The sequence below is a fragment of the Aquiflexum lacus genome, from assembly GCF_015476655.1.
Classification (GTDB): Bacteria; Bacteroidota; Bacteroidia; order Cytophagales; family Cyclobacteriaceae; genus Aquiflexum; species Aquiflexum lacus.
In genome coordinates, this window is record NZ_JABFHF010000006.1 from 142,590 (window position 1) to 164,838 (window position 22,249).

The 22,249-nt window shown below is 38.6% G+C and carries 17 protein-coding genes; 10 read left to right on the plus strand and 7 right to left on the minus strand.

From position 1 onward, the window contains the following. Positions 1 to 78: 78 nt before the first annotated feature. Entirely contained in the window at positions 79 to 1,329 is a 1,251-nt protein-coding gene (locus HMJ38_RS07900; RefSeq protein ID WP_194973830.1) for an aminotransferase class I/II-fold pyridoxal phosphate-dependent enzyme, read from the minus strand. Positions 1,330 to 1,509: 180 nt separating this feature from the next. Between HMJ38_RS07900 and accC the strand changes: the two genes are divergently transcribed. From accC to HMJ38_RS07915, 3 genes are read left to right on the plus strand one after another with little or no spacing between them, the layout of a single operon-like run. Beyond that, positions 1,510 to 3,012, plus strand: coding sequence for an acetyl-CoA carboxylase biotin carboxylase subunit (gene accC / locus HMJ38_RS07905; RefSeq protein ID WP_194973831.1), 1,503 nt, complete (start codon positions 1,510 to 1,512; stop codon positions 3,010 to 3,012). Further along, entirely contained in the window at positions 3,012 to 4,313 is a 1,302-nt protein-coding gene (locus HMJ38_RS07910; RefSeq protein ID WP_194973832.1) for a DUF1015 domain-containing protein, read from the plus strand. Before accC ends, HMJ38_RS07910 begins: the two co-directional genes overlap by 1 nt. Further along, positions 4,310 to 4,882, plus strand: a complete 573-nt coding sequence (locus tag HMJ38_RS07915; protein WP_194973833.1) for a Maf family protein — start codon at positions 4,310 to 4,312, stop codon at positions 4,880 to 4,882. The genes HMJ38_RS07910 and HMJ38_RS07915 overlap by 4 nt, the downstream gene beginning before the upstream one ends. 56 nt (positions 4,883 to 4,938) lie before the next feature. Here HMJ38_RS07915 and HMJ38_RS07920 read toward each other — a convergent pair whose 3' ends face one another. Genes HMJ38_RS07920 through sdaAB form a run of 3 tightly spaced genes read right to left on the minus strand, consistent with a single transcriptional unit; the run spans position 4,939 to position 8,282 of the window. Then, entirely contained in the window at positions 4,939 to 6,246 is a 1,308-nt protein-coding gene (locus tag HMJ38_RS07920) for an efflux RND transporter periplasmic adaptor subunit (protein ID WP_194973834.1), read from the minus strand. Positions 6,247 to 6,261: 15 nt separating this feature from the next. After that, positions 6,262 to 7,605, minus strand: coding sequence for a TolC family protein (locus tag HMJ38_RS07925; protein WP_194973835.1), 1,344 nt, complete (start codon positions 7,603 to 7,605; stop codon positions 6,262 to 6,264). Further along, positions 7,605 to 8,282, minus strand: coding sequence for an L-serine ammonia-lyase, iron-sulfur-dependent subunit beta (sdaAB, locus tag HMJ38_RS07930; RefSeq protein WP_194973836.1), 678 nt, complete (start codon positions 8,280 to 8,282; stop codon positions 7,605 to 7,607). The genes HMJ38_RS07925 and sdaAB overlap by 1 nt, the downstream gene beginning before the upstream one ends. Positions 8,283 to 8,437: 155 nt before the next feature. Here sdaAB and HMJ38_RS07935 point away from each other — a divergent pair, with 155 nt between their 5' ends. After that, positions 8,438 to 9,256, plus strand: a complete 819-nt coding sequence (locus tag HMJ38_RS07935) for an aminotransferase class IV (protein WP_317174503.1) — start codon at positions 8,438 to 8,440, stop codon at positions 9,254 to 9,256. Positions 9,257 to 9,270: 14 nt separating this feature from the next. On the opposite strand, the gene HMJ38_RS07940 is transcribed toward HMJ38_RS07935, so the two are convergent. Then, a complete protein-coding gene (locus tag HMJ38_RS07940; RefSeq protein ID WP_194973837.1) occupies positions 9,271 to 10,065 on the minus strand; it encodes a thymidylate synthase in 795 nt (264 codons plus the stop codon). A gap of 169 nt (positions 10,066 to 10,234) precedes the next feature. Between HMJ38_RS07940 and HMJ38_RS07945 the strand changes: the two genes are divergently transcribed. Next, a complete protein-coding gene (locus tag HMJ38_RS07945; RefSeq protein WP_194973838.1) occupies positions 10,235 to 12,490 on the plus strand; it encodes an efflux RND transporter permease subunit in 2,256 nt (751 codons plus the stop codon). 3 nt (positions 12,491 to 12,493) lie between these two features. On the opposite strand, the gene HMJ38_RS07950 is transcribed toward HMJ38_RS07945, so the two are convergent. Beyond that, positions 12,494 to 13,570, minus strand: coding sequence for an endonuclease/exonuclease/phosphatase family protein (locus HMJ38_RS07950; protein WP_194973839.1), 1,077 nt, complete (start codon positions 13,568 to 13,570; stop codon positions 12,494 to 12,496). A 94-nt stretch (positions 13,571 to 13,664) separates the two neighbouring features. Next, entirely contained in the window at positions 13,665 to 15,002 is a 1,338-nt protein-coding gene (locus tag HMJ38_RS07955; protein ID WP_194973840.1) for a M24 family metallopeptidase, read from the minus strand. A 220-nt stretch (positions 15,003 to 15,222) separates the two neighbouring features. On the opposite strand from HMJ38_RS07955, the gene HMJ38_RS07960 reads away from it, so the two are divergent. From HMJ38_RS07960 to HMJ38_RS07980, 5 genes are all read left to right on the plus strand, one after another. After that, on the plus strand, positions 15,223 to 15,798 hold the full coding sequence (locus tag HMJ38_RS07960) for a DUF2911 domain-containing protein (RefSeq protein WP_194973841.1): 576 nt from the start codon (positions 15,223 to 15,225) through the stop codon (positions 15,796 to 15,798). Between the two features lie 125 nt (positions 15,799 to 15,923). Next, a complete protein-coding gene (locus tag HMJ38_RS07965) occupies positions 15,924 to 18,347 on the plus strand; it encodes a penicillin acylase family protein (protein ID WP_194973842.1) in 2,424 nt (807 codons plus the stop codon). 3 nt (positions 18,348 to 18,350) lie between these two features. Next, on the plus strand, positions 18,351 to 18,731 hold the full coding sequence (locus HMJ38_RS07970) for a hypothetical protein (RefSeq protein WP_194973843.1): 381 nt from the start codon (positions 18,351 to 18,353) through the stop codon (positions 18,729 to 18,731). Between the two features lie 159 nt (positions 18,732 to 18,890). Further along, positions 18,891 to 19,397, plus strand: coding sequence for a helix-turn-helix domain-containing protein (locus HMJ38_RS07975; RefSeq protein ID WP_194973844.1), 507 nt, complete (start codon positions 18,891 to 18,893; stop codon positions 19,395 to 19,397). 230 nt (positions 19,398 to 19,627) lie between these two features. Continuing rightward, entirely contained in the window at positions 19,628 to 22,243 is a 2,616-nt protein-coding gene (locus HMJ38_RS07980) for an SLBB domain-containing protein (protein WP_194973845.1), read from the plus strand. Positions 22,244 to 22,249: the final 6 nt, after the last annotated feature.

Sequence of the window (22,249 nt, forward strand, 5' to 3'; positions counted from 1 at the left end):
ATGATAAGTTTAATTGTGCGGTCAATATAGCTAAAATGTTTATAAAACAACAGTATAACGCCTTTTTTTGAATTATTTTTATTCTCCGAAGGAAACCGCGAACGCTGTATTCTTGTAATATCCACTCGTTAATTTTTCTTTGACAGCTTCAAAAGCCGCAATGGTTTCATCGACATCAGCCAATGTATGGACTGCAGTAGGGATTAATCTCAAGATGATCATCCCCTTTGGAATTACAGGATAAATCACTACAGAACAGAAGATTTTATACGTCTCTCTTAAGTCTTTACTTAAGGTAGCCGCTTCACCTATGGTACCATTAAGAACAACAGGTGTCACCGGAGAATTGGATTTGCCAATGCTGAATCCTTTTTCAATCAGGCCTTTTTTCAATGCATTGACTATTTTCCACAGGTTGTCTTTCAATTCGGGCTGACCTTTGAGTAATTCCAATCTTTTCAGTGCTCCTTCAACAAAGATCATGGGGAGTGATTTTGCGAAAATCTGTGATCGCATGTTATATTTCAAGAAGCGAATGACATTGGTATCCCCTGCAATGAAGGCACCAATAGAAGCCATTGATTTGGCAAATGTGGAAAAATACAAATCTACTTGTTCCTGCACGCCTTGCTCTTCGGCTGTTCCTGCCCCTGTTTTTCCCATAGTACCAAATCCATGGGCATCGTCAACCAACAGTCTGAAGTCGAATCTCTCCTTTAATTTGACAATCTCTGCAAGTTTGCCCTGATCGCCTGTCATTCCAAAAACACCTTCGGTAATGACTAGTATGCCACCACCGGTTTCTTCCACCAATTTGGAAGCGCGCTGAAGTTGTTTTTCACAGTTTTCTATATCGTTGTGCGGAAACACATAACGTTTTCCCAAATGCATCCTCAGTGCATCAATGATACAGGCATGGCATTCGCTATCATAGACGACCACATCTTTTCTGTCCAACAAGGAATCAATGACTGACATGATGCCTTGATAGCCGTAATTCAAAAGATAAGCACTTTCCTTTCCAACAAATTCGGCCAATTCTCTTTCCAATTGCTCGTGTTGGTCAGTCTGACCTGACATCATTCTTGCGCCCATTGGGTATGCTGCGCCCCATTTTGCAGCAGATTCGGCATCTGCTTTTCGGACTTCGGGATGGTTTGCCAATCCAAGGTAGTTGTTCAAACTCCAGGTAAGGACTTCCTTACCTTGAAATTTCATTCTAGGAGCAATCTCTCCTTCTAATTTTGGGAAAGCGAAATACCCTTCAGCAAGTTCAGAATGCTTGCCCAAAGGACCAAGATTGGTTTGTAATTTTGCAAATAAATCCAAGGTTTAAAACGTTTAGGTTTTACAATTTTATAATGATGATTTCATCCAATAAATCTGGTAAAACTAACATAATTTGTTCATCCCTGCAAAAATCCCATTTCAATTCAAGTATTCTTTTCAGATACTGACTTTATTTTGTTTACTTCGCAGTTGTTGTTTTTTTATGAAATAAACCCCTATATGCACAAGATCAAAAAGCTTTTGGTAGCCAATCGTGGAGAGATAAGTCTCAGGATCATGAGAACTGCCAGACAGATGGGAATAAAGACGGTAGCAGTATTCAGTGAAGCCGACCGAAATGCACCACATGTCAAATTTGCTGATGAGGCGGTATGCTTGGGCCCTCCGCCTTCCAATCAGTCTTATCTGCTTTCTGATAGGATTATTGATGCCTGTAAAAAGCTTAAAGTTGATGCCATTCATCCAGGTTATGGGTTTTTATCTGAAAATGCTGCATTTGCAAAAATGGTAACTGAGGCCGGAATAATTTTTATTGGGCCATCTCCAGCATCCATAGAGGTGATGGGAAGCAAACTGGCTGCAAAGAATGCAGTTTCAAAATACGGGATTCCAATGGTACCCGGGACGGATGAGGCCATTTCTGATATTCCTGCTGCAAAATTGAAAGCTGTAGAAATAGGCTATCCCATATTGATCAAAGCCAGTGCAGGTGGTGGAGGCAAAGGGATGAGGATCGTGGAAAATGAAGCTGAGTTTGAAGAACAGATGCAAAGGGCCATTTCAGAAGCCCAGTCTGCATTCGGTGATGGAGCGGTTTTTATTGAGAAATACATTACATCTCCAAAACACATAGAAATACAAGTGCTGGGCGACCAAAAAGGAAATGTTGTTTATCTTTTCGAAAGAGAGTGTTCTATACAACGGAGGCATCAAAAAGTCATTGAGGAAGCCCCATCTCCCGTAGTGTCACCTGAAATGAGAAAAGCAATGGGAGAGGCAGCAGTAAAAGTGGCTAAAGCATGCGATTATTTTGGTGCAGGAACTGTTGAATTCATAGTGGATGAAAAATTGGATTTTTACTTTCTCGAAATGAATACCCGATTGCAGGTTGAGCATCCTGTCACAGAAATGATTACCAATAAAGACCTTGTAAAAGAGCAGATATTGATTGCTGAGGGTTTGCCTTTGTCTTTCTCTCAGGAAGACTTGAAAATCAATGGTCATGCTGTAGAGGTCAGGGTGTATGCTGAAGATCCAAAGAATAATTTTCTTCCTGACATTGGCAATCTTCAAACATACATCAGACCCCACGGCCCGGGAATCAGGGTGGATGATGGGTTTGAGCAAGGAATGGATATACCAATTTATTATGATCCCATGATTGCCAAATTGATCGTTCATGATGAAAGCAGAGAAAAGGCCATCCAAAAAATGATCAATGCGATCGATGATTATCAGATCACAGGAATAGAAACTACGTTGCCTTTTTGCAAGTTTGTAATGGAACATGCAGAATTTAAAAGCGGTAGGTTTGATACAAAATTTGTGGAAAAATTTTTCACTCCAGAAATGCTGCAGATCAAATGGACGGACAAGGAATTGGAACTTCTTGCGGGTCTTGCAGTAGATGTTTTTGATAAAAAGAAGGAAAGTTTGAAAATTTCCCAAAGCCAAGAAGATGCGCTGTCGAATCGCTCTAACTGGAAAAACAGATTGATCTGATGGCGGAGATATTACCTTTAAAAGGCTGGAGGTATGATTCACGGTTTAATAATAACCTTGATGAGCTTACTTCACCCTTGTTCGATGTAGTTTCAGAGAAGCAAAGAATTGCTTTGTATGAGAACCCTTACAACAGTATTCATATTTCGGTGCCATTGGGAGATAATCCCTCATTAAGAGCAAAGGAAGTTTTGGAAAAATGGAAATCCGAAAAGGTGATCGTTCAAGATCAAATTCCAGGTATCTATGTCTATTACCAATATTTCAGGCTTCCCGGTCAGGAGCATGAATCCTGCAGGAAAGGGTTTATTGCACAGATCAAAGCATATGATTGGGATGAAGAACTGGTATTGCGGCATGAAAATACCATAGTTAAGGCAGTAACGGACAGGACAGAACTTTTAAGAAGTACTGAATTTCAATCTAGTCCTACTCATGGTCTTTACGAAGATTCCAATCATCTTCTCGATCGATATATGGACGCAGCCATTGAAGATCCCATTTATGATTTGGAAGATTATCAAGGAGTCCGGGAAGTCATGGGCCTTATTCAAGATGCCAGGATTATCAAAAAGTTTTTGGAAGTGATGAAAGATAAGGTAATAATTTTAGCTGATGGTCATCATAGGTATCAAAGTGCCATTGATTTTAGGAAAGAAAGGACTGAAGCAAATTCCAATCATACCGGTAGAGAAGCATATAATTTTCACATGATGTACTTTACCAATGCTTTGTCACATGATCTCAAAATTCTCCCTACGCATAGACTGTTCTTTGATCTGGAAATAAATGAGGAGGAGATTCTGCAAAAGACGCAAGAGTTTTTTATCATCAAAAAGCTCAATGATGTAGAAGAAATAGGAGAACTTATTCTTCAAAAAAAATGGGCATTTGGATTGGTATTCAAGAATAATGCTTACAAGATCAGGTTGATTCCTGAGAAAATAGAAAGTTTTGGCTTGGATATGCCCGAGGTGGTAAGGGAAGTAGATTTGATGGTTCTCCATTATTTTTTTATTGAAAAGGTATTGGGCATCCCATATAATGACCAAAGACTTTCTGATAAAATTGCTTACGAGAGGAACATAAATCGCTGTTTTTCAAAAGTAAATTCAGGAACAGCAACATGTGCTGTCATCGCCAAAGAAGTACCGATGTCTCAGGTATTGAATGTCTGCAAATCAGGATATACCATGCCCCAAAAGTCAACCTATTTTTACCCTAAAGCATTATCAGGATTGTTATTTGGTTCTGTAAACCAATTGGATTTTGAATTTCCTTATCAAGCTTTTCAATCATGATTGATATTGGTAAAAAGATCATTCTTGCTTCCAAATCACCGAGGCGGAAAGAACTTATGGAGGGCCTCGGAATTGCATTTGAGCAAAGGACAAAAGAAACAGAAGAAAGTTTCCCTGATTCTTTACCCTCGGAGGAAGTTGCCGGATATTTATCCGAAAAGAAAGCAAAGGCCTTTTTAGGAGAATTGGAAAACTCCGAGTTGATTATCTCATCTGATACCATTGTGGTGATAGATGGGCAGATTATTGGTAAACCAAAGGATGATGAGGATGCAAAAAAAATGCTTCAAAAACTTTCTGGCAAAATGCACCAAGTGTATACCGCGGTCACTTTAATGGATGATATAAAAATCCAGACCTTGACAGATATGACCAAGGTGTATATGAAGGAGTTATCCGATGTGGAAATTGATCATTATATAAACCAATATCGGCCATTTGATAAGGCAGGGGCATATGGTATTCAGGAATGGATTGGATTCATAGCTGTTGAGAAAATTGAAGGTTCGTATTTTACCGTAATGGGATTCCCTATTCACTTGGTATATAAACTTTTGAATAATTGGTAAACAAAAAAAGCTGCCTAAAATGAATCAGACAGCTTTTTAAGTTTATTTTCTTGGTTTTATTTTTCCTCTTTAGCAGGTACTTCTGTTATCTTGATAGCGTCGTCATCCTTCAATTGTTTACTGACAACGAAGTAAGGACCTGAGATTATTTCTTCTCCTTCACTTATACCTTCAAGTATTTCGATGTTGTCAAAATCAGAAATCCCTGTTTTGATCTCTTTTATTTTAGCTCTTCCATTTTCGACTATAAAAACCAATTCTTTTGATTTTGTTGTTCCATCTGAAGCAGTATTGACTTGGTCCTCCCTGGTTGTAACAGCCGATAATGGGACTGATAATACATTGTCCTTTTTCTGGGTGATGATGTCTACACTTGCAGTCATTCCAGGTCTAAATGGGTATTTCACTTTTTCAGAAATCAAATCAGCATAAGATTCATTGATGATTCTGATTTTGACTTCAAATTCTGTCACAGCATCCGGACTGGCTTTTACATTGGCAGAGTTGGCTATGGAGGTGACCACGCCTTTGAATTTTTTACCGGAATAGGAGTAGGAGTCTACATCAATGATGGTTGTATCTCCCAAGCTTATCCTAACGATATCATTTTCGTTGACATTGACCCGGACTTCCATTTTGGAAAGGTCGGCAAGTCTTAGCATTTCGGTACCTGCCATTTGCTGTGTACCTACCACTCTTTCTCCTTGTTCTACCAATAATTGGGACACTATTCCACTGACTGGAGCATATACATTGGTCAATCTCAAATTTTCAGCAGCTTCATTGACTGTGGCCTGAGCACTTTTAACAATATATTCTGCTGCTAGTACAGACTGCTGTGCTGCTTCAAGGTCATTTTTTGCTGTTAGGAATGTGGATTGGATTTGTTCCCAATCTGCATCCGAAATCACCTTATCCTGATGTAATTTTTCGTTTCTTTCGAAATCCAATTCTGCCCTGACAAATTGAGCCTCAGATCTTTTTAGATTTGCCCTGGATTGGGCGAGATTTGCTTGGTTCTGATTTAAATTAGCCCTTGATCTATCTAAAGCCGAAATGAAATTGTCAGGACGGATTTTAACCAAAAGATCTCCGATTTTTACTGAATCGCCTTCGGCCACATTCAGTTCGATAATTTCCCCGGCAACATCAGGACTCATTTTCACTTCTATTTCAGGTTCAACTACCCCGGAGGCACTGACTTTTTCAACGATTGCGGTTTTTTTGGCCTTTGCTGTTTCTACACCGATTTCTTTTTCTCCGCCAATCCAACCGGCAGATCTTCCAATGATTGCGAAAATGATGACTATTGCCAATATACCTAAAAGGATATATATTAATTTGTTTGATTTTTTCTTTGCCATAATGGTAAGGGTAATTTATAGTTTAAGTGGGTTTCCTAAATAAAAATCTAAAACTTTTACTCTGAAGATATAGGTGTATTTTGCTGTGACCAAGTCAGCTTGCGCATTGAAGAAATTATTTTGACCAAGTTGATAATCCGCAAAATTGATGGCACCGGCATCAAACCGTTGCTGTGCGATCCTAAATGCTTCCTCCAAAGAAGCAACACGGATCTGAGATGCTTGGTAGGATTGTCGTGCTGCATAAGCATCTGTATAGGCAGATTCAATATCCTGTCTCAACTGAAGGTTGGTTTCCCATTCCTGAATTTCACTCAGTCGTTTTTGAAGTCTTGCACGTTGAACATTTGATCTATTCCTCATATTGGAAAGTATTGGGATATTCAATTGTAAGTTGGCTGAATTGGAGAAATTGTTTCTGATCTGCGTACCAAATTCAGGTCTAACGCCCATAAAGTATTGATCGATATAGTTGGAAAATGCACTTATACCCATTCCCAAAGTCGGCATATAGCCTCCTTTAGCGACCCTTTCACCGTATTCGGCACTGAGTACACCTAAATCTGCAGCCTTAATTTGAGGCATCAATTCTCTTGAAATTTCATAGATCTCCTCAGGTTCCTTTTGCGTAAGCAAGTAATCTTCTGGATCAAGATCGGGCGTATACACATCAAGATCATTGTTAAATGGAATGGCCATTGCTTGAGATAAATTCAATTTGGCAATTCTAAGCGTATTAGAAGCATTGATAACTTCCAGTTCATTGGTGGCATTTTGTGCCTGAATGTCCAGCCTATTTGCCAATGGAAGAGAACCTGCATCTACCAACTTAGAAGTGATGATCATCTGTTCTTTGGTTGTAGACAATTGGTTTTGGGCGATCTTCAATTGCTCTTTGGCAAAAACCACATTGATAAATAGGTTGATCACATTCAAGGTGATGTTGTTCTCTGTAGTTTCTACATTGTATTTCTCAGCCTCAATATTGGTTTTGGTCTGCTTGATCGTATTGGTGATCTGCTGTCCTGCAAAAAGCGTTACATTTGAATTTGCAAAAAGATTGATATTTCCGATTCTATTATTTTCGAAAAGGTTCGTCACAGGGTTAATAGACCTTCCCCAACGGTAACCTGAACTTGCACCGCTCGAAAGGGTAGGTATTCTTTGGCCTTGGTCACCAATTAGTGTCGCTTCAGCGATACCCAAATTAGTCTGACTTCTCTTCAATGTCAGGTTGTTTTCCAATGCTGTTTCAATGCAGGTTTCTAAATCAAGTGAGGAGATGTCATTGATCTGTGCTTTGACCTCGGCACGGATAAAAAACAAAATGGCAAGCGTAATTAAGTACAGTTTTTTCATTATTTATCTATTTCAGGGATATATATCAACTCTTTTATCCAGGTAAGACTGTTTAAGTATTCGATTGTGGTTTTTCTTATACCACTGTCCATTTCGATCACATGACAGGCAATATCGTATTTTCCTTTTCTGGATACAGACATGGTAGCAATATTGGTTTTTTCTTGAGTAATGACAGCGGATATGAAGGCTATTGCTCCGGAAATATCTTCAGCTTTGATAATTAAAGTAAAGGAATTGGCGGAAAAGTTAGCTTTAAATCCATCCACCGCTGCAATATTGATGATCCCACCACCAAGACTTTCTCCTATGACCTCCACTTCTTTACTTCCGTTTTTCAAATTCAATTTAATGGTGTTGGGATGGTATACTGAAGCATTTCCAATGGATTTGAAGGTATATTCAAGGCCTTTTTCTTTTGCAATTTCGAATGATTGCTTGATGCGTTGATCGTCAGTTTTGAGGTCCAAAAGGCCTCCGATAATAGCCTTGTCACTGCCATGCCCTTCATAGGTGCGGGCAAAGGAATTGTAGAAAGTGATGACCACCGAATCGGGTACTGCTCCCAAAACCCTTATGGCAGCCCTTGCAATCCTGACAACTCCGGCAGTATGTGAGGATGATGGTCCTATCATAATAGGTCCGATCATGTCAAAAATACTGCTTTTAGTTCCCATTTGGTTTATAGTTTCAATTAGCGTGCTAAAGTAATAACTAATTTGGCACGAAATACTGTTTTTCTCCCCACATAGTTAACTAAAAGGGTTAAATAGTTATAATTTAATTATTTTTAACCTTGCTAATGTGTTCTTAAAAATCAAAATGTTCGTTAGTGAACAGTTATATGAACGGAAACAATACATATTTTCTTTTTAAAAGTAAAGGGTCAAACTTTAATGAAACGCCTGATGATTTTCATAACAGAGGTTTTCTGTTTGGAGATGGCCTGTTTGAAACAATGATATATTTCAATGGAAAATTAAGGTTCAGTGCATTTCATGTTGAAAGATTAATAGAGGGATGCAGGGTTTTGAATCTTGACTTTTCCACTTTGAGTACTATTGAAATGATAGAAAATGTTTTGATCAAAAAATTCGGGTCAGCCAATAGTTTAAGAGTCAGATGGAATGTTTACAGGATGGGAGAGGGGAAATATACCCCTGAATCAAAAGGCTTGAGTGAAACTCTTCAAATACAAACTTTTATACCAACCCACAGCATCAAGGAAAAAGCTTATTTCTCAGATTCCATCACTGTTCCTAAATCTGCATGGAGTCATTGTAAAACCTTGAATGCACTCACTTATGTGATGGCCAATCTGGAAAGAAAGAAGAACTCCATGGATGAAGTGATTTTATTTAATTCAGATGGATATGTTTCTGAAGCCGGTGCTTCCAATATATTCTGGATAAAGAATGGAATCTATTTCACTCCCTCCCTGGATTGTTCCTGTATAGCAGGAGTTGGAAGAAGGGCCATAATGACGAAACTCAAAGCATCATCAAAAGGCATCATGGAGGGAAATTTTCTACCCAAAGATGTAATGGAAGCAGATTATGTTTTCACCACCAATGTGACCGGGGTCAGTTTTATCAGACAGATTGAAAGTAAGATTTTTCAAACGAACTCTGACTTTGAACTTGATTTTTGAATATTGACTCCTTGTCAAATCGCTACAGCTGCTTTGATATGTGGATGCGGGTCATAATTGATCAATTCAAAATCTTCATATTTGAACTGAAAGATATCCTTTACTTCAGGATTGATTTTCATGATAGGAAGGGGACGCAATTCTCTCCCTAACTGTAAATTGGCCTGTTCCAAATGATTGCTATACAGGTGTGCATCTCCAAAAGTATGGATGAATTCTCCCGGTTCTAAATCACAGACCTGGGCGATCATCATGGTAAACAAGGCATAAGAAGCGATATTAAATGGAACACCCAAAAATACATCAGCACTACGCTGATACAACTGGCAGGAAAGTTTACCTTCGGCTACATAAAACTGAAATATGGTATGACAAGGGGGGAGGGCCATGTGGTCTACGTCTGCCACATTCCAAGCACTCACGATATGCCTTCTGCTATCAGGTTTTGTTTTGATCTGATGAATCAGGTTTTTGATCTGATCAATTTCACCACCCTTTCCGTCAGGCCAATGCCTCCATTGGTATCCATATACAGGACCTAAATCCCCATTCTCATCAGCCCACTCATCCCATATACTTACCTTATTTTCATTCAGGTATCCGATATTGCTATCACCCTTTAAAAACCACAATAACTCAATGATGATAGATCTGAGGTGTAATTTTTTAGTAGTGACCACAGGAAATCCTTCCTTCAGATCGAAGCGCATCTGATAGCCAAAAACGCTCAATGTCCCCGTACCTGTCCTATCTTCTTTTTTGACACCCTTGTCCAAAATATGCTGCATCAAATCGTGATATTGCTTCATAACCTTATTAGTTTTAATGGCTGGCAAGATAGGAAGATATATAAAAATAGGAAAGCAGGATTTGCTATTCCCGGAAAATAAGTAGGAACTCAATTCTGCAAAAATAACTTGCTATTTTGCGACACTTGAAAAACATTTTGGTTTCTATCAAGTATCTTTCACAAGACTTATGTTTAAAAAAAACAACTCCTTTTTTCTTCTGGGCATTTCGATGACACTGACATTGGCCATTTTTCTTTTTCAGCCAAAGGTTGCATTTGATTATGATTTTGAAAGCTTTTTTCCACAAGATGACAATGAACTGTTTTTCTATCAATCGTTTAGGGAAAACTTTGAGAACGATAACGATTACCTGTTGATTGCATTGGGCAGGAATCCAGACGTATTTGATTCAGGGTTTTTAAATGCATCCATGGCACTTGTCCAAGAAATGAAACAGTTGAAAGATGTTGATGATGTAATTTCACTTTTGGACCTTGAAGAACCTATTATCAGTCCTTTTGGTATCAGTAATGCCAAAGTGCTGGATTGGAATGGTCAGGAAGCCCTCAATAAATCACAAAAGCAGATTCTGAATTCTGAACAATGGAATGGAAACCTCATCAGTAAGGATTCAAAATATCTTTTAGTGATCGTCAAAAACCGACAACAAATCAAAAAAGAGGATGGTGATTTATTGTATCAAAACATCCAAGCTTTGTTGGCTGATTCGGATATTGAATTGATTCATTCAGCAGGAAAAATTAAAGCTCAGGGAGAATTTGTATCGTTATTGCAAGCAGAGTTTTCATTTTTTTTAGGATTATCTTTTTTGTTGATCGTGGTTGTCCTATTTCTTGTTTTTAGATCTTGGTGGGGAATCTTAATACCCGTTATCGCTTTGGCTATCGGAATAATTTGGACAATTTCCTTCTCACTATACACTGGAAAAGCGCTGGATATCATGTCGGTGATGCAGCCGACCATTCTATCGGTTATCGGATTGGCGGCCTTAGTTCATTTCTTCAATTATTTCATTAACCTATCAAGAAAAGGTTTGCCAAAGCATCAAGCTATAGAACAAGCTTTTTCTCAATTGGTATTTGCTGTTTTTTTGACTTGTCTGACCACAGCTTTGGGATTTATTTCTCTTTATTTTACAAGTATTCCAAGCTTGAAATATTTTGGGCTATATACAGGTATTGGGGTCATGTTGATGTTTGTATCCGTAATTACAGTGGGACCGGGGCTTCTTTATATCTTTTCTCCTCAAAATCCAGCCCTTCTTTCTTATAATGAAAATAGATGGAGGATTGGAATGAGGAGGATTTTTATTTGGATACTTGGGCATCAAAGAACCGTGCTTGTTTCATTTACTATAATTTCCATACTTTTTTTATTCGCAGCCAGTAGGGTACAGATCAATGGTTATATTCTGGATAATTTACCCCGTGACCATGAACTCATGGAAGAGTTTAGATTTTTTGATGAGGAGTTTGGTGGGTCAAAACCTTTGGAGTTTTATTTGGAAGTGGGTGAAAAGGCAGAGGATTTATTAGAGCTTGAAGTACTTCGGGAATTGAATAGGCTGGAGGATTTCATCAAGCATAATTATCAAAGTGCCGCTCTTTTATCGCCTTTGACAATCGTCAAAAAATTGAATCAGTCCCAGAATTCAGGAAATGAGAAGGCTTATACTATCCCAAGTCAGGGTCAGTTTCTGAGATTGAAGGATTACATTCCCAATGCCATAGGAGTTTTTCCTTCAAAAGTGCTCTCAGAGGATTTTAGACAGGGAAGAATTTCCACAAGAACGGAAGATTTTGGCAGTAAAAAGTCAAAACAATTGAATGAGGAGTTTTTTGAATTTTTTGACAGTGAAATAAACTCAGAAGTTTTGAAAGTGAAATTGACGGGCACTTCGCATTTAATTGATATCAGTCATGAAAGTGTTACCTGGCAAATGGCAAAAGGTTTGGGTTTGGCTTTTTTGATTGTTGCCATCATCATGGGTTTTTTATTTAAATCATGGAGGATTTCAACCATCGTTCTTGTGCCTAATATTATTCCGCTGCTTTGGATGTTGGGAATGATGGGGATTTTGGGTATCGAAATGAAATTGACCACAGCTATTTTGTTTACAGTGGCCTTTGGAATTGCGGTAGACGATAGTATTCATTTCATGTCCAAGTTCAAGATTGAATTGAATAAAGGAAGTTCATGGATTTATGCCATCAAAAGGACTTTTATTGAAACTGGCAAAGCGATTATTTTAACATCAGCTATTTTGGTTTCAGGATTTTCAATATTGGTATTCAGTCAGTTTGGCGTCACCTATTATTCGGGATTGTTGATCAGTATGGCCTTGGTATTTGCAGTGCTGGCTGACCTGATTCTCCTTCCGGTTTTGTTGATCCAACTACAAAATAATTTAAAAAGAAAATAAGTATCATTCCTCAGATTCCTGAGCATATTTTCTCAATGGTTTTTCCCAAGTGAATACCGCTGAAACGGGATAATGATCGGAATAGTCAACTTCCTTATGCGTTTTGAAACCTTTGACTTCAAAAAGATCATCTGAAAAAATATGGTCAATTCTCAGAAAAAACAGCACCTTATTATAGGTGAATCCAAAACCACTTCCTGCTTTTTCGAAGGCATTCTGCATAATTCCCCGCAAAGTAAAATAAGTGTAACTGTAAGGAACGTCATTGAAGTCACCTACAAGAATATTGGCATAGGGACTATTTTCCATGTGTTCCATTAAAATATCCAACTGAGACGCCCGGGCAACCTGACCCCTTTTGAGTTTTCTAAGTGTCACCTTATAATTGTCTTTGATTCCGTCAAGATTATTTAATCCTTCTGAGGGAATATTCATGGATTCTAAGTGGACATTGTAGATCCTGATGGTATCTTTTTCGACTTTTACGTCCGCAAACATAATTCCGTTGGTGCTTCTTGAATCCAATACAACGCCATCATTCACAATTGGGTATTTACTGAAAATGGCCATTCCAAATGACCTGCGTTTTGGATTGCCTTGGATGATTTGAAAAGAGTGATTGTAGCCTGTCTCTGTTCCCAATAACTTCAAGGTATTTCTGGAAGGGGTGGTTAGGTCTTGGTAAAATTCTTGATAACATTTGATATCGGCAGGATTATCCTGAAGCCATTTGATCAGATTTTGTCCCCTCAAAGCCCGATCTCCTCCATTTTTGGAATAAGTAAACATATGGACATTGTAAGTCAAAACAGAAAGCCCTTCTTCCTGCCCTACACTTGGTCTGAATTGAAACGTTACACCGACAAACTTCCAACCAACAATCAGGGCTATCAAGGGTAGTATGAGTAATTTTCTTTTGGCAAACAGTAAGGCTATAAAGAGAAAAGCATTGATAACAAGAAGGATGGGAATAGTGAGTGTGACAACACCCACGTAAGGGAAAAATTCCGGAGAAATATAAACACTGAAAAATAAAGCTAATGAAACCAAAAAAAAGAAAGAGGTGATAAATCTGACCATTGATATCCGGAGTTTGAAACGAAATTATGTCTTAATCCTACTTATTCCAAATGGTACAGGATTTAACCTCTTTCTTGTTGATTTTTTGTTTTATTTATTTTATTAGAATCAATTCTTCTTGAGGAGAAATCAAATACCGGGCCCCATCTTTGGTGACCACAGCGGTTTCTTCAACAGACATCGTTTTTGTCCCACCATCAGGCAGTTTCCAAGCGTGAAAGCCATCAAAAGCGAATAACATCCCTTCCTTCAAAGGTTTCATAGCAGCAGGTCTCACACTTGGGTCAGGAAGTAATCCACCGCCCAAACTGGGACCAATGTCGTGGGCAACATATCCTACAGGATGTCCGGTGCTCCACATGACGTATTCAGAACCCCTTTCGGCCATCCAATCTCTCTGAGCTTTATCTACCTGATAACCCAAAACTCCTGGCTTCATTGCTGCCAAGGCTATTCTGTTTCCACCAATGGAAGATTCAAAATAGAACTGAACCGAATCAGGGGCCTGTGTTTCACCATCTCTCAAGACGTAGGCAAACCTTTGAATATCAGATACCCACATATCCCAAACCCTAACGCCAAAATCCGTTTGGATGACATCACCGGGCATGATTACTTTTTCTGTAGAATGGGAGTGACCTCTATCGGGACCGGAATTAACATTAGGATTTTGGTCTGGGGACCATCCGTCTTTTAGTCCATATTCAGCTAATTTGTTTTTGAGAAACGTCGCCACGTCCGCATCGGTGCTTTTGCCGGGTACTACTTGTTTGTAGGCTTCATATTGCCATTTTGCTGTCAACTCAGCTGCCTTAGTCATGATTTCCACTTCCGCAGGAAGTTTCACCGATAACCATTCATAAACAAGGTCATCAGAAGAAACCATGTTTTGGCCGGCAAGTGTATTCTCCAGTGAGATTCTCTGGGTATAGCTAAGGCCGTCTGATAATGCGTTTTCAAAAGAACTATTGACTGCGATTTTTTTCAAGTTTTTAGAAAGAATAAATGTTGAGGCATCATTGATAGCATTATTTCCTCTTTCAACAGGGATGACCTCATCATGAATCTTAAGATCTGCAAGTGCCGTTGCTTCTCCTATTGGAGAAAAAACCACTGATCTGACGTTATCACCTTCCAAATGGAAAAGGAAAAGTGCAGTTCCACCGGCATTTTCACCTCCAATATGGTGTGCAATGGGATCGTTGTTGTTTTCCCTACAAATAATTACCCAAGCATCTACGCCTGCTGACTTCATGGCTTCTGGCAATAGTTTTTGAATCCTTTCTTTTCTTATCTCAGGCCAGGGACTAGGGCCTGAAAAGGGATTATCAAGTTTTTCTGTTTTGACACCTTCCTGCTGGCAAGAGCAAAATATTAATGTGGTTAACAGCAATATTATTCCTGTTTTTAATTCGTAAAATACGGCTTTCATGTTTGGAGTAATAAATGGTGAATCATAAAATAATGCTGAATAAACAATATACGGATCAAAATAAAAAGCCTTTTTTTTTCGTGGATTTATATTTTGGTTTTTCCCCAGTCTCAAAAGATTCATAACCGCTAGCTTTTGAATCTTCAGAAAAGTCAAAAAAGAAGATTTTGTTTTTGTTGGAAAAAAAATATTTATCTTCGAGTCCGAAAATTACTATTCTATGAAAAAATCGAACGTATTAATGTTAGCTGTTTTTGCAGCTGGAACAATGCTTTTGTCAGGATGTGGTGCTGAGAAAAGCACCGAATCTTCTGATTCCGAAGAAATGTCCATGGAAGAGAAACCTGCCGCTGAAACCCGGGCAAGTCCTCTTAGAACATTGGAGGGAACCGCTGGAAGTTCAAAACTTATGATGCAATATGGTGCCCCTTCTGTAAAAGGTAGAGTGGTCTGGGGAGATTTGGTGCCTTACAATGAAGTTTGGAGAACTGGTGCAAATGAATCTACATTCGTTGATTTTGAATCAGACGTAACTGTTGAAGGTCAAACGCTTCCTGCGGGAAGATATTCCTTATTCACCATACCCAAGGCTTCTGGAAAATGGACTGTTATTTTCAATTCGGAATGGGATCTTGAACACGGCCATTTTCAATACAAGGAGGAAAACGATGTTTTGCGGGTAGAATCAACTCCTGAGTGGGTAAACGAAAGTCAGGAGCAATTGAGTATTGCCATCGAATCTCCGGGAATTGTTGTGAGATGGGAGAAATTGAAACTGCCTATAGTCATTCAGTAAACAAATTTAAAAAATTAAAAAAAAAGAGCCACTTGATCGATCAAGTGGCTCTTTTTTTTAAAATTAAACTAGAAAATCATTTTATAAATGCTAATTTCAATGCTGGTTTTTATACCTCTAATTTTATGAGATATTTTGGTTTCCTGCTTGCCTTTTCAATCACCCTTGCATTAGGCGTTGCTCTTTCATTACAAATTGGTTCTATACCTCCAATAGGAAAATTATTGGATCCGCATCGGGGTTTCTGGCAAAACGCCTATAGTGAAGATCAGCTCAAAGAGGAAGAAATCAATATACCGGGACTGACAGGCACAGTAAAAGTTGTATACGATGAAAATCTGATACCGCACATTTTTGCGGAAAATGAGGAGGATTTGTATATGGTACAAGGATATGTCACTGCGCAACATAGGTTATGGCAGATGGAATTTCAGACTATGGCTGCCGCAGGAAGAGTTTCGGAAATTGTTGGACCTGTAGCTTTGGAGCTGGATAGGATGACCCGAAGGAAAGGTCTCCCTTACAGTGCTGAAATTTCAGAGACATATATTCAGAACAATTATCCAGATACATATACTTTATTAGTGGCTTATGCTGAAGGTGTCAATCAATATATCCAAAACCTAAAAGAATCAAGGCTTCCCATTGAATACAAAATTTTGGATTATAAGCCTGAAAACTGGAATCCCTATAAATCACTGCTGCTGCTAAAGTATATGGCAGATATGTTGGTCAATGACAGAGACTTGGAATATACCAATCTCAGAAATCAGATCGGCAAAGAAATGATGGATCGATTATATCCGGAATTTCCCGCGGAAAATGATCCTGTGATTGAAGCAGAAAGAATTTGGGATTTTGAACCGCTTGAAATAGAAGTTCCTGAAGATATTGTTTATCCTGAGGAAGATATTTTTGTTAAAACCTTACCACAGCCTGAGGACGGAATAGGTTCAAACAATTGGGCTGTTTCAGGATCAAAAACCAAAAATGGAAACCCCATTTTGGCAAATGATCCGCATCTGAGTTTAAATCTTCCTTCTTTATGGTATTCCATGCAGTTGACCTCACCTAGCCACAGTTCAAAAGGAGCAACTTTACCCGGTGCTTTGGGGATTATCTCCGGGTTCAATGAAGATATTGCATGGGGAGTTACCAATGCCACCAGAGATACAAGAGATTGGTACGCTATTCAGTTTAAAAATGATGAAAGAATAGATTATCTCTACAATGATCAGTGGATACCAAGTAATTTCAGATTGGAGGAGATAAAAATAAAAGGAGAACCCAGTTTTATTGACTCAGTAGTTTACACACACCATGGACCTGTGGTATATGATAAAAACTTTAGGGCCAATAGGCAGGATGTGAATTTTTCACTCAAGTGGACAGCCCATATGGAGTCCAATGAACAACTTACCTTCTTACTTTTGAACAAAGCGAAAAATCATGAAGATTACATTCTTGCTTTGAACAACTACACCTCACCCGCACAAAACTTTGTCTTTGCTTCAAAAAGTGGAGATATAGCCATGAAGGTTCAGGGAAGATTTCCATTAAAATGGGAAGGTCAGGGCAAGTTTTTGATGGATGGTAATGACCCTGATTTTGAGTGGAAGGGTTTTATTCCAAACGAACACAATCCTTCTACATTAAACCCGTCAAGAGGCTTTGTCTCCTCCGCTAACCAACATTCAACAGATCCGTCATATCCCTATTATATCTTTGACAATAGTTTTGAACATTACAGAAACAGAAGGATAAACAAAAGGCTTTACGAAATGGAAAATATCACTATTGAAGATATGATGGCGCTTCAATTTGATAATTTCCATCTTCATGCCTCAGAAATATTGCCTGTGATGTTGGATTTATTGACCAATGAAAACTCTGAACAACTGGATCTGAAGGCCAAAAAATATTTAAAGCAATTACAGGAATGGAATTACTACACTTTTCCCAACCAGGAAGAACCTGCCTTATTTCATACTTGGTGGAAACACTTCTCTGATGGGGTTTGGTCAAAATGGGAGCAAAGTGAAAAATCCATCGTTCTGCCCAATAAATATGAGACAGGGCGCTTATTGATTAATTTCCCGGATGATGCGCTATTTGACAATCCTGAGACTGAAGTTATAGAGACTGCCTCGGATATAGTTTGGTCATCTTTCCAAGCTATGTCAGCAGAAATAAATGAATGGGAAGAAGAAAAAGGGGGATATTCATGGGCCAATTTCAAGGGAACATCCATTATGCATCTTGTACCAAATTTCAAATCTTTCAGCTACACCAATATTTATACAGGAGGTGGTAGGGGCATATTGAACGCCACCAGCGAAAGAAGCGGTGCTAGTTGGCGGTTTGTGGTCGAATTGGGGGAAGAAAATAAAGCTTTTGGAATTTATCCAGGAGGTCAATCCGGAAACCCTGGGAGTAAGTACTATAATAATTTCCTTAAAAAGTGGGCAAATGGAGAGTATGTTAATTTTGATTTGAGGAATGAGAATGGAAATGAAAATGTATTATTTACTACGATATTTGAAAATTGACTTATGAGTAGGTTTTTCGCATTATTTATATTGACTGCATTGATAGTGTTTTTCATTGGTCCTTATTTTCCATTTTGGGGGATAATGATCATTGTAGCATCCCTCGCATACTTGCTTGGGGCCTCTCCAGCAACATCTTTTTTTAGTTCAGGATTATCTTTTGGTTTGGTATGGTTAGCATTATCGATTTGGATATCTATAGACTCCGGTTCAGAGCTTCCTATTAAAATGGCTGAGTTGATGGGGCTATCAAATGATAATTTGTTATGGTTGGCTACTGGACTGATTGGCTTTATGATTGGGGCCTTTAGTGGATTGACCGGTTCTCTTTTCAAAAAAGTATTTGAAAAGCGAGATCAGGGGATTTATAAAAGCCATATGTGATCTAAGAATGTATATTTAAAAAATTGTTTTTAGCTAACTATTTGTATTAATAATACAAAAAATTACCTCTTGAAATATTCTAATTAAAATAACTGAAAATATTTTGCTTTTATTGGTCATGCGAGTACTTTTGTTGCTCGTTTTGTGCCTGTCACTTTTATGTTAGATTACTTAATCACATCAAAAACCAGATTAAAATTATTGATCAAGTTTTTCAGTAATTCCAAAAATCAAGGACACTTGAGGGGATTGGCTGAGGAATTTGGTGAATCAACAAATGCCATCAGAAAGGAATTGAATAACCTAACTGAGGCAGGGTTTTTGTTAAAAGTGGCAGAAAAAAACAGGATTGAATATCAGGCTAACCCAAAACATCCCCTTTTTTCAAATTTGCAGGACCTTATCCGAAAATACCTGGGCTTTGACAGGCTATTGGAAACGGTGCTTGAAAGGATGGGAGATGTAAATGAGGTGGTGTTGACAGGAGACTATGCCCAAGGCATTGACTCGGGGACCATTGAGGTGCTGATCAAAGGAGAGGAACTCAATGGTGATTACCTCGACCATTTGGGAATAAGGATTGAGCAACTGATAGATAGAAAAGTCATATTCAACATCAACGGCAAGTCCAACGCCGATGAAGAGCTGGTTCTTTTTAAGAAGTAGCTTTAATTTTTTTTGGTCTTTACCGCTAAGTCATTTATCAAAAATGTGACTGAAAGGGCGAAGCTGTAAACGTCAATTTATGCTAAAATTTTATTCCAATAGCTAAATTTGCTCAAATAAGCCTAATTTGCTGGCTTGCATTATTAAACACAATTCATTGACTCCAATTTTAAGATAAGACTGTACTTACATCGTTCATGTATCTTGCTATCCAAACAAAAAACTCAACCATGACCTCTAGTATCAGAGAATCATCAAACCCTATCAAACTATTTTTAGCACTGTTTATACTGCTAATTACGGTTTCTTTAGTCCAAGGCCAATCCCTATCTGATATCCAAAATGTAAAAGTTGACAATCTTACTGATGCTCAGATTGAGCAATTGATCAAGAGGGCCGAGTCATCGGGTATGTCCGAACAGCAACTTGAAGCCATGGCGAGAGAAAGAGGCATGCCGGCAACTGAAGTAGCAAAATTGCGGATTAGGATTAATCAAATCAGAAACAAAGGTGGCATACAATCTGAATCCACTAGTCCCCAAACATCTCAAAGCAGACAGTGGATTCAGGAAGGTGATTTTAGTGATGATATTATCGAAGAAGAGAAACCTTTGACAGAAGAGGAAGAAAAGATATTTGGCTATCAATTGTTCAGAAATTCTAAATTGACTTTTTCACCCAACATGAATATCCCAACCCCAAAGAATTATATCTTGGGATCAGGGGATCAGTTGTTGGTAGATATTTATGGTGCTTCCCAATTTACTTATGATTTAAATATCAATAGTGAAGGAATGGTTTTCATTCCAAATGTAGGACCTATTAATCTTTCAGGCTTAAGTGTGGAGGCTGCGACAAGCAGGTTAACAAATGCATTGGGGAATATTTATTCAGGCTTAAGAGGCTCATCCCCCAACACCTTTATGCAATTACGGGTAGGCAATATCCGGTCGATTCAGATTTCAATGGTAGGAGAGGTTTTTGCACCCGGAAATTATACCCTTTCATCATTTGCGAGTGTTTTCAATGCACTTTATGCAGCAGGAGGCATCAAGCAAAACGGTTCATTTAGAAATATAAGGGTCTACAGAAACAGCAAAATGGTTGCTGAGATGGATATTTATGATTTCTTGGTCAATGGTAACCAATCCGCCAACATCAGGTTGGAAGACAGTGATGTGGTATTGATACCTCCGGTAGAGAAAAGGGTAGAGATTTCAGGTCCTGTCAGAAGACCCGGATTGTTTGAAATGAAAAGTGACGAAAATCTCGAGGACCTCATTCGATTTGCAGGGGGATTTGCCAGTTCAGCATATCCTGGAGTGGCTACTGTTTATAGGACAACCGATCAGGAGTTTAAAGTAGAGAATATAGACAGACAGAATTTTGGTTCTTTTGAGCCGAAGGAAGGTGACAAGTTTATTTTTGGAGAATTATTGGACAGGTATGAAAACAGGGTTCAGATTTCAGGAGCATTGATGCGTCCGGGAACTTTTGCCTTGGAACCGGGAATGGGAGTAAAAGATTTGGTGAATAGGGCGGAGGGTATAAGAGACGACGCATTTATGAATCGAGCTGCACTATATAGAACAAGACCGGACTTTTCACTGGAAATTGTATCTGTAAATATTGGCGCCATTTTGAATGGTGAGGAAGAAGACATTGTGCTCCAAAGAGAAGATGTATTGAACATTCCGAGCATTTATGACTTGAGGGAGGAATTCTATGTGATTATCAGTGGAGAGGTAAATAAACCCGGTGCATTTGCATTTGGTGAAAACATGAAGGTGGCTGATTTGGTATTGAGAGCAGGCGGTTTTAAAGAATCAGCTACCTCAGCGCAGATTGAAATTGCCAGAAGGGTCAAGGATGATGTTTCGGGAAAGTTGGCTGAAATTTTCCACATAGATATTGATAGGAATCTTAAAATTACAGGTGACAATGCAGATATGGTCTTGACCCCATTTGACCATGTCATTGTGCGGAGAAGTCCGGGTTTTCAAAGGGAAAGATTGGTAAGGGTGGAAGGAGAGGTGTTCTTTCCCGGTGAATATACCATAGCCCATGCCAATGAAAGAATCTCAGATTTACTGAAAAGGTCAGGGGGCTTAAATCAGTTTGCATATCCAAAAGGTGCCACTTTGATCAGAAGAAATGAGTTTTATTCCAGCCCAAGTGAAAATCAGATAAAATCAACAAATTTGACAGAAGTCAAACAAAATTTACAAAGGATACAAAGAGATACGACTGAAGCTGAAAAAATCTTACTTTCCAGAATTGATCAAAAAATCACCCAAAAGGGAGGAGATTTGTCCAATAAACAAGGAGGCTTGCTAATTGACGATTTTAGAAGAGAGACCATAGAAAGTTTAATTGTTGAGGATAGTGTAGATGGTAAACCTGTTTCCATTAAAACACAAGAAATGATAGGAATTGATTTGAATGCCATTCTTTCTAATCCTGGGGGAAATAACGATTTGATTATTCAGGAAGGAGATGTACTGAGTATTCCCAAACAATTGCAAACAGTCAGGATGAGGGGAGAAGTATTGTTTCCGACCACATCCAGGTACCGGGAAAATGCCGGATTCAAGAGTTATATTTCCAGGGCAGGTGGATTTACCGATCGATCAAGGAAAAAGCGCTCGTACGTAGTATATGCCAATGGGGATGTCAGGAGGACAAAAAATTTCGTGTTTTTTAAAATTTATCCGACTATTGAACAGGGTTCAGAGATCATTGTACCGGCAAAGCCTGATAGAGAACCTATGCCACTTCAAGGTTGGTTAGCCATAGCTACTAGTTTGGCAACACTGGGTTTATTGGTGAATAATATTATTCAATAATATTTA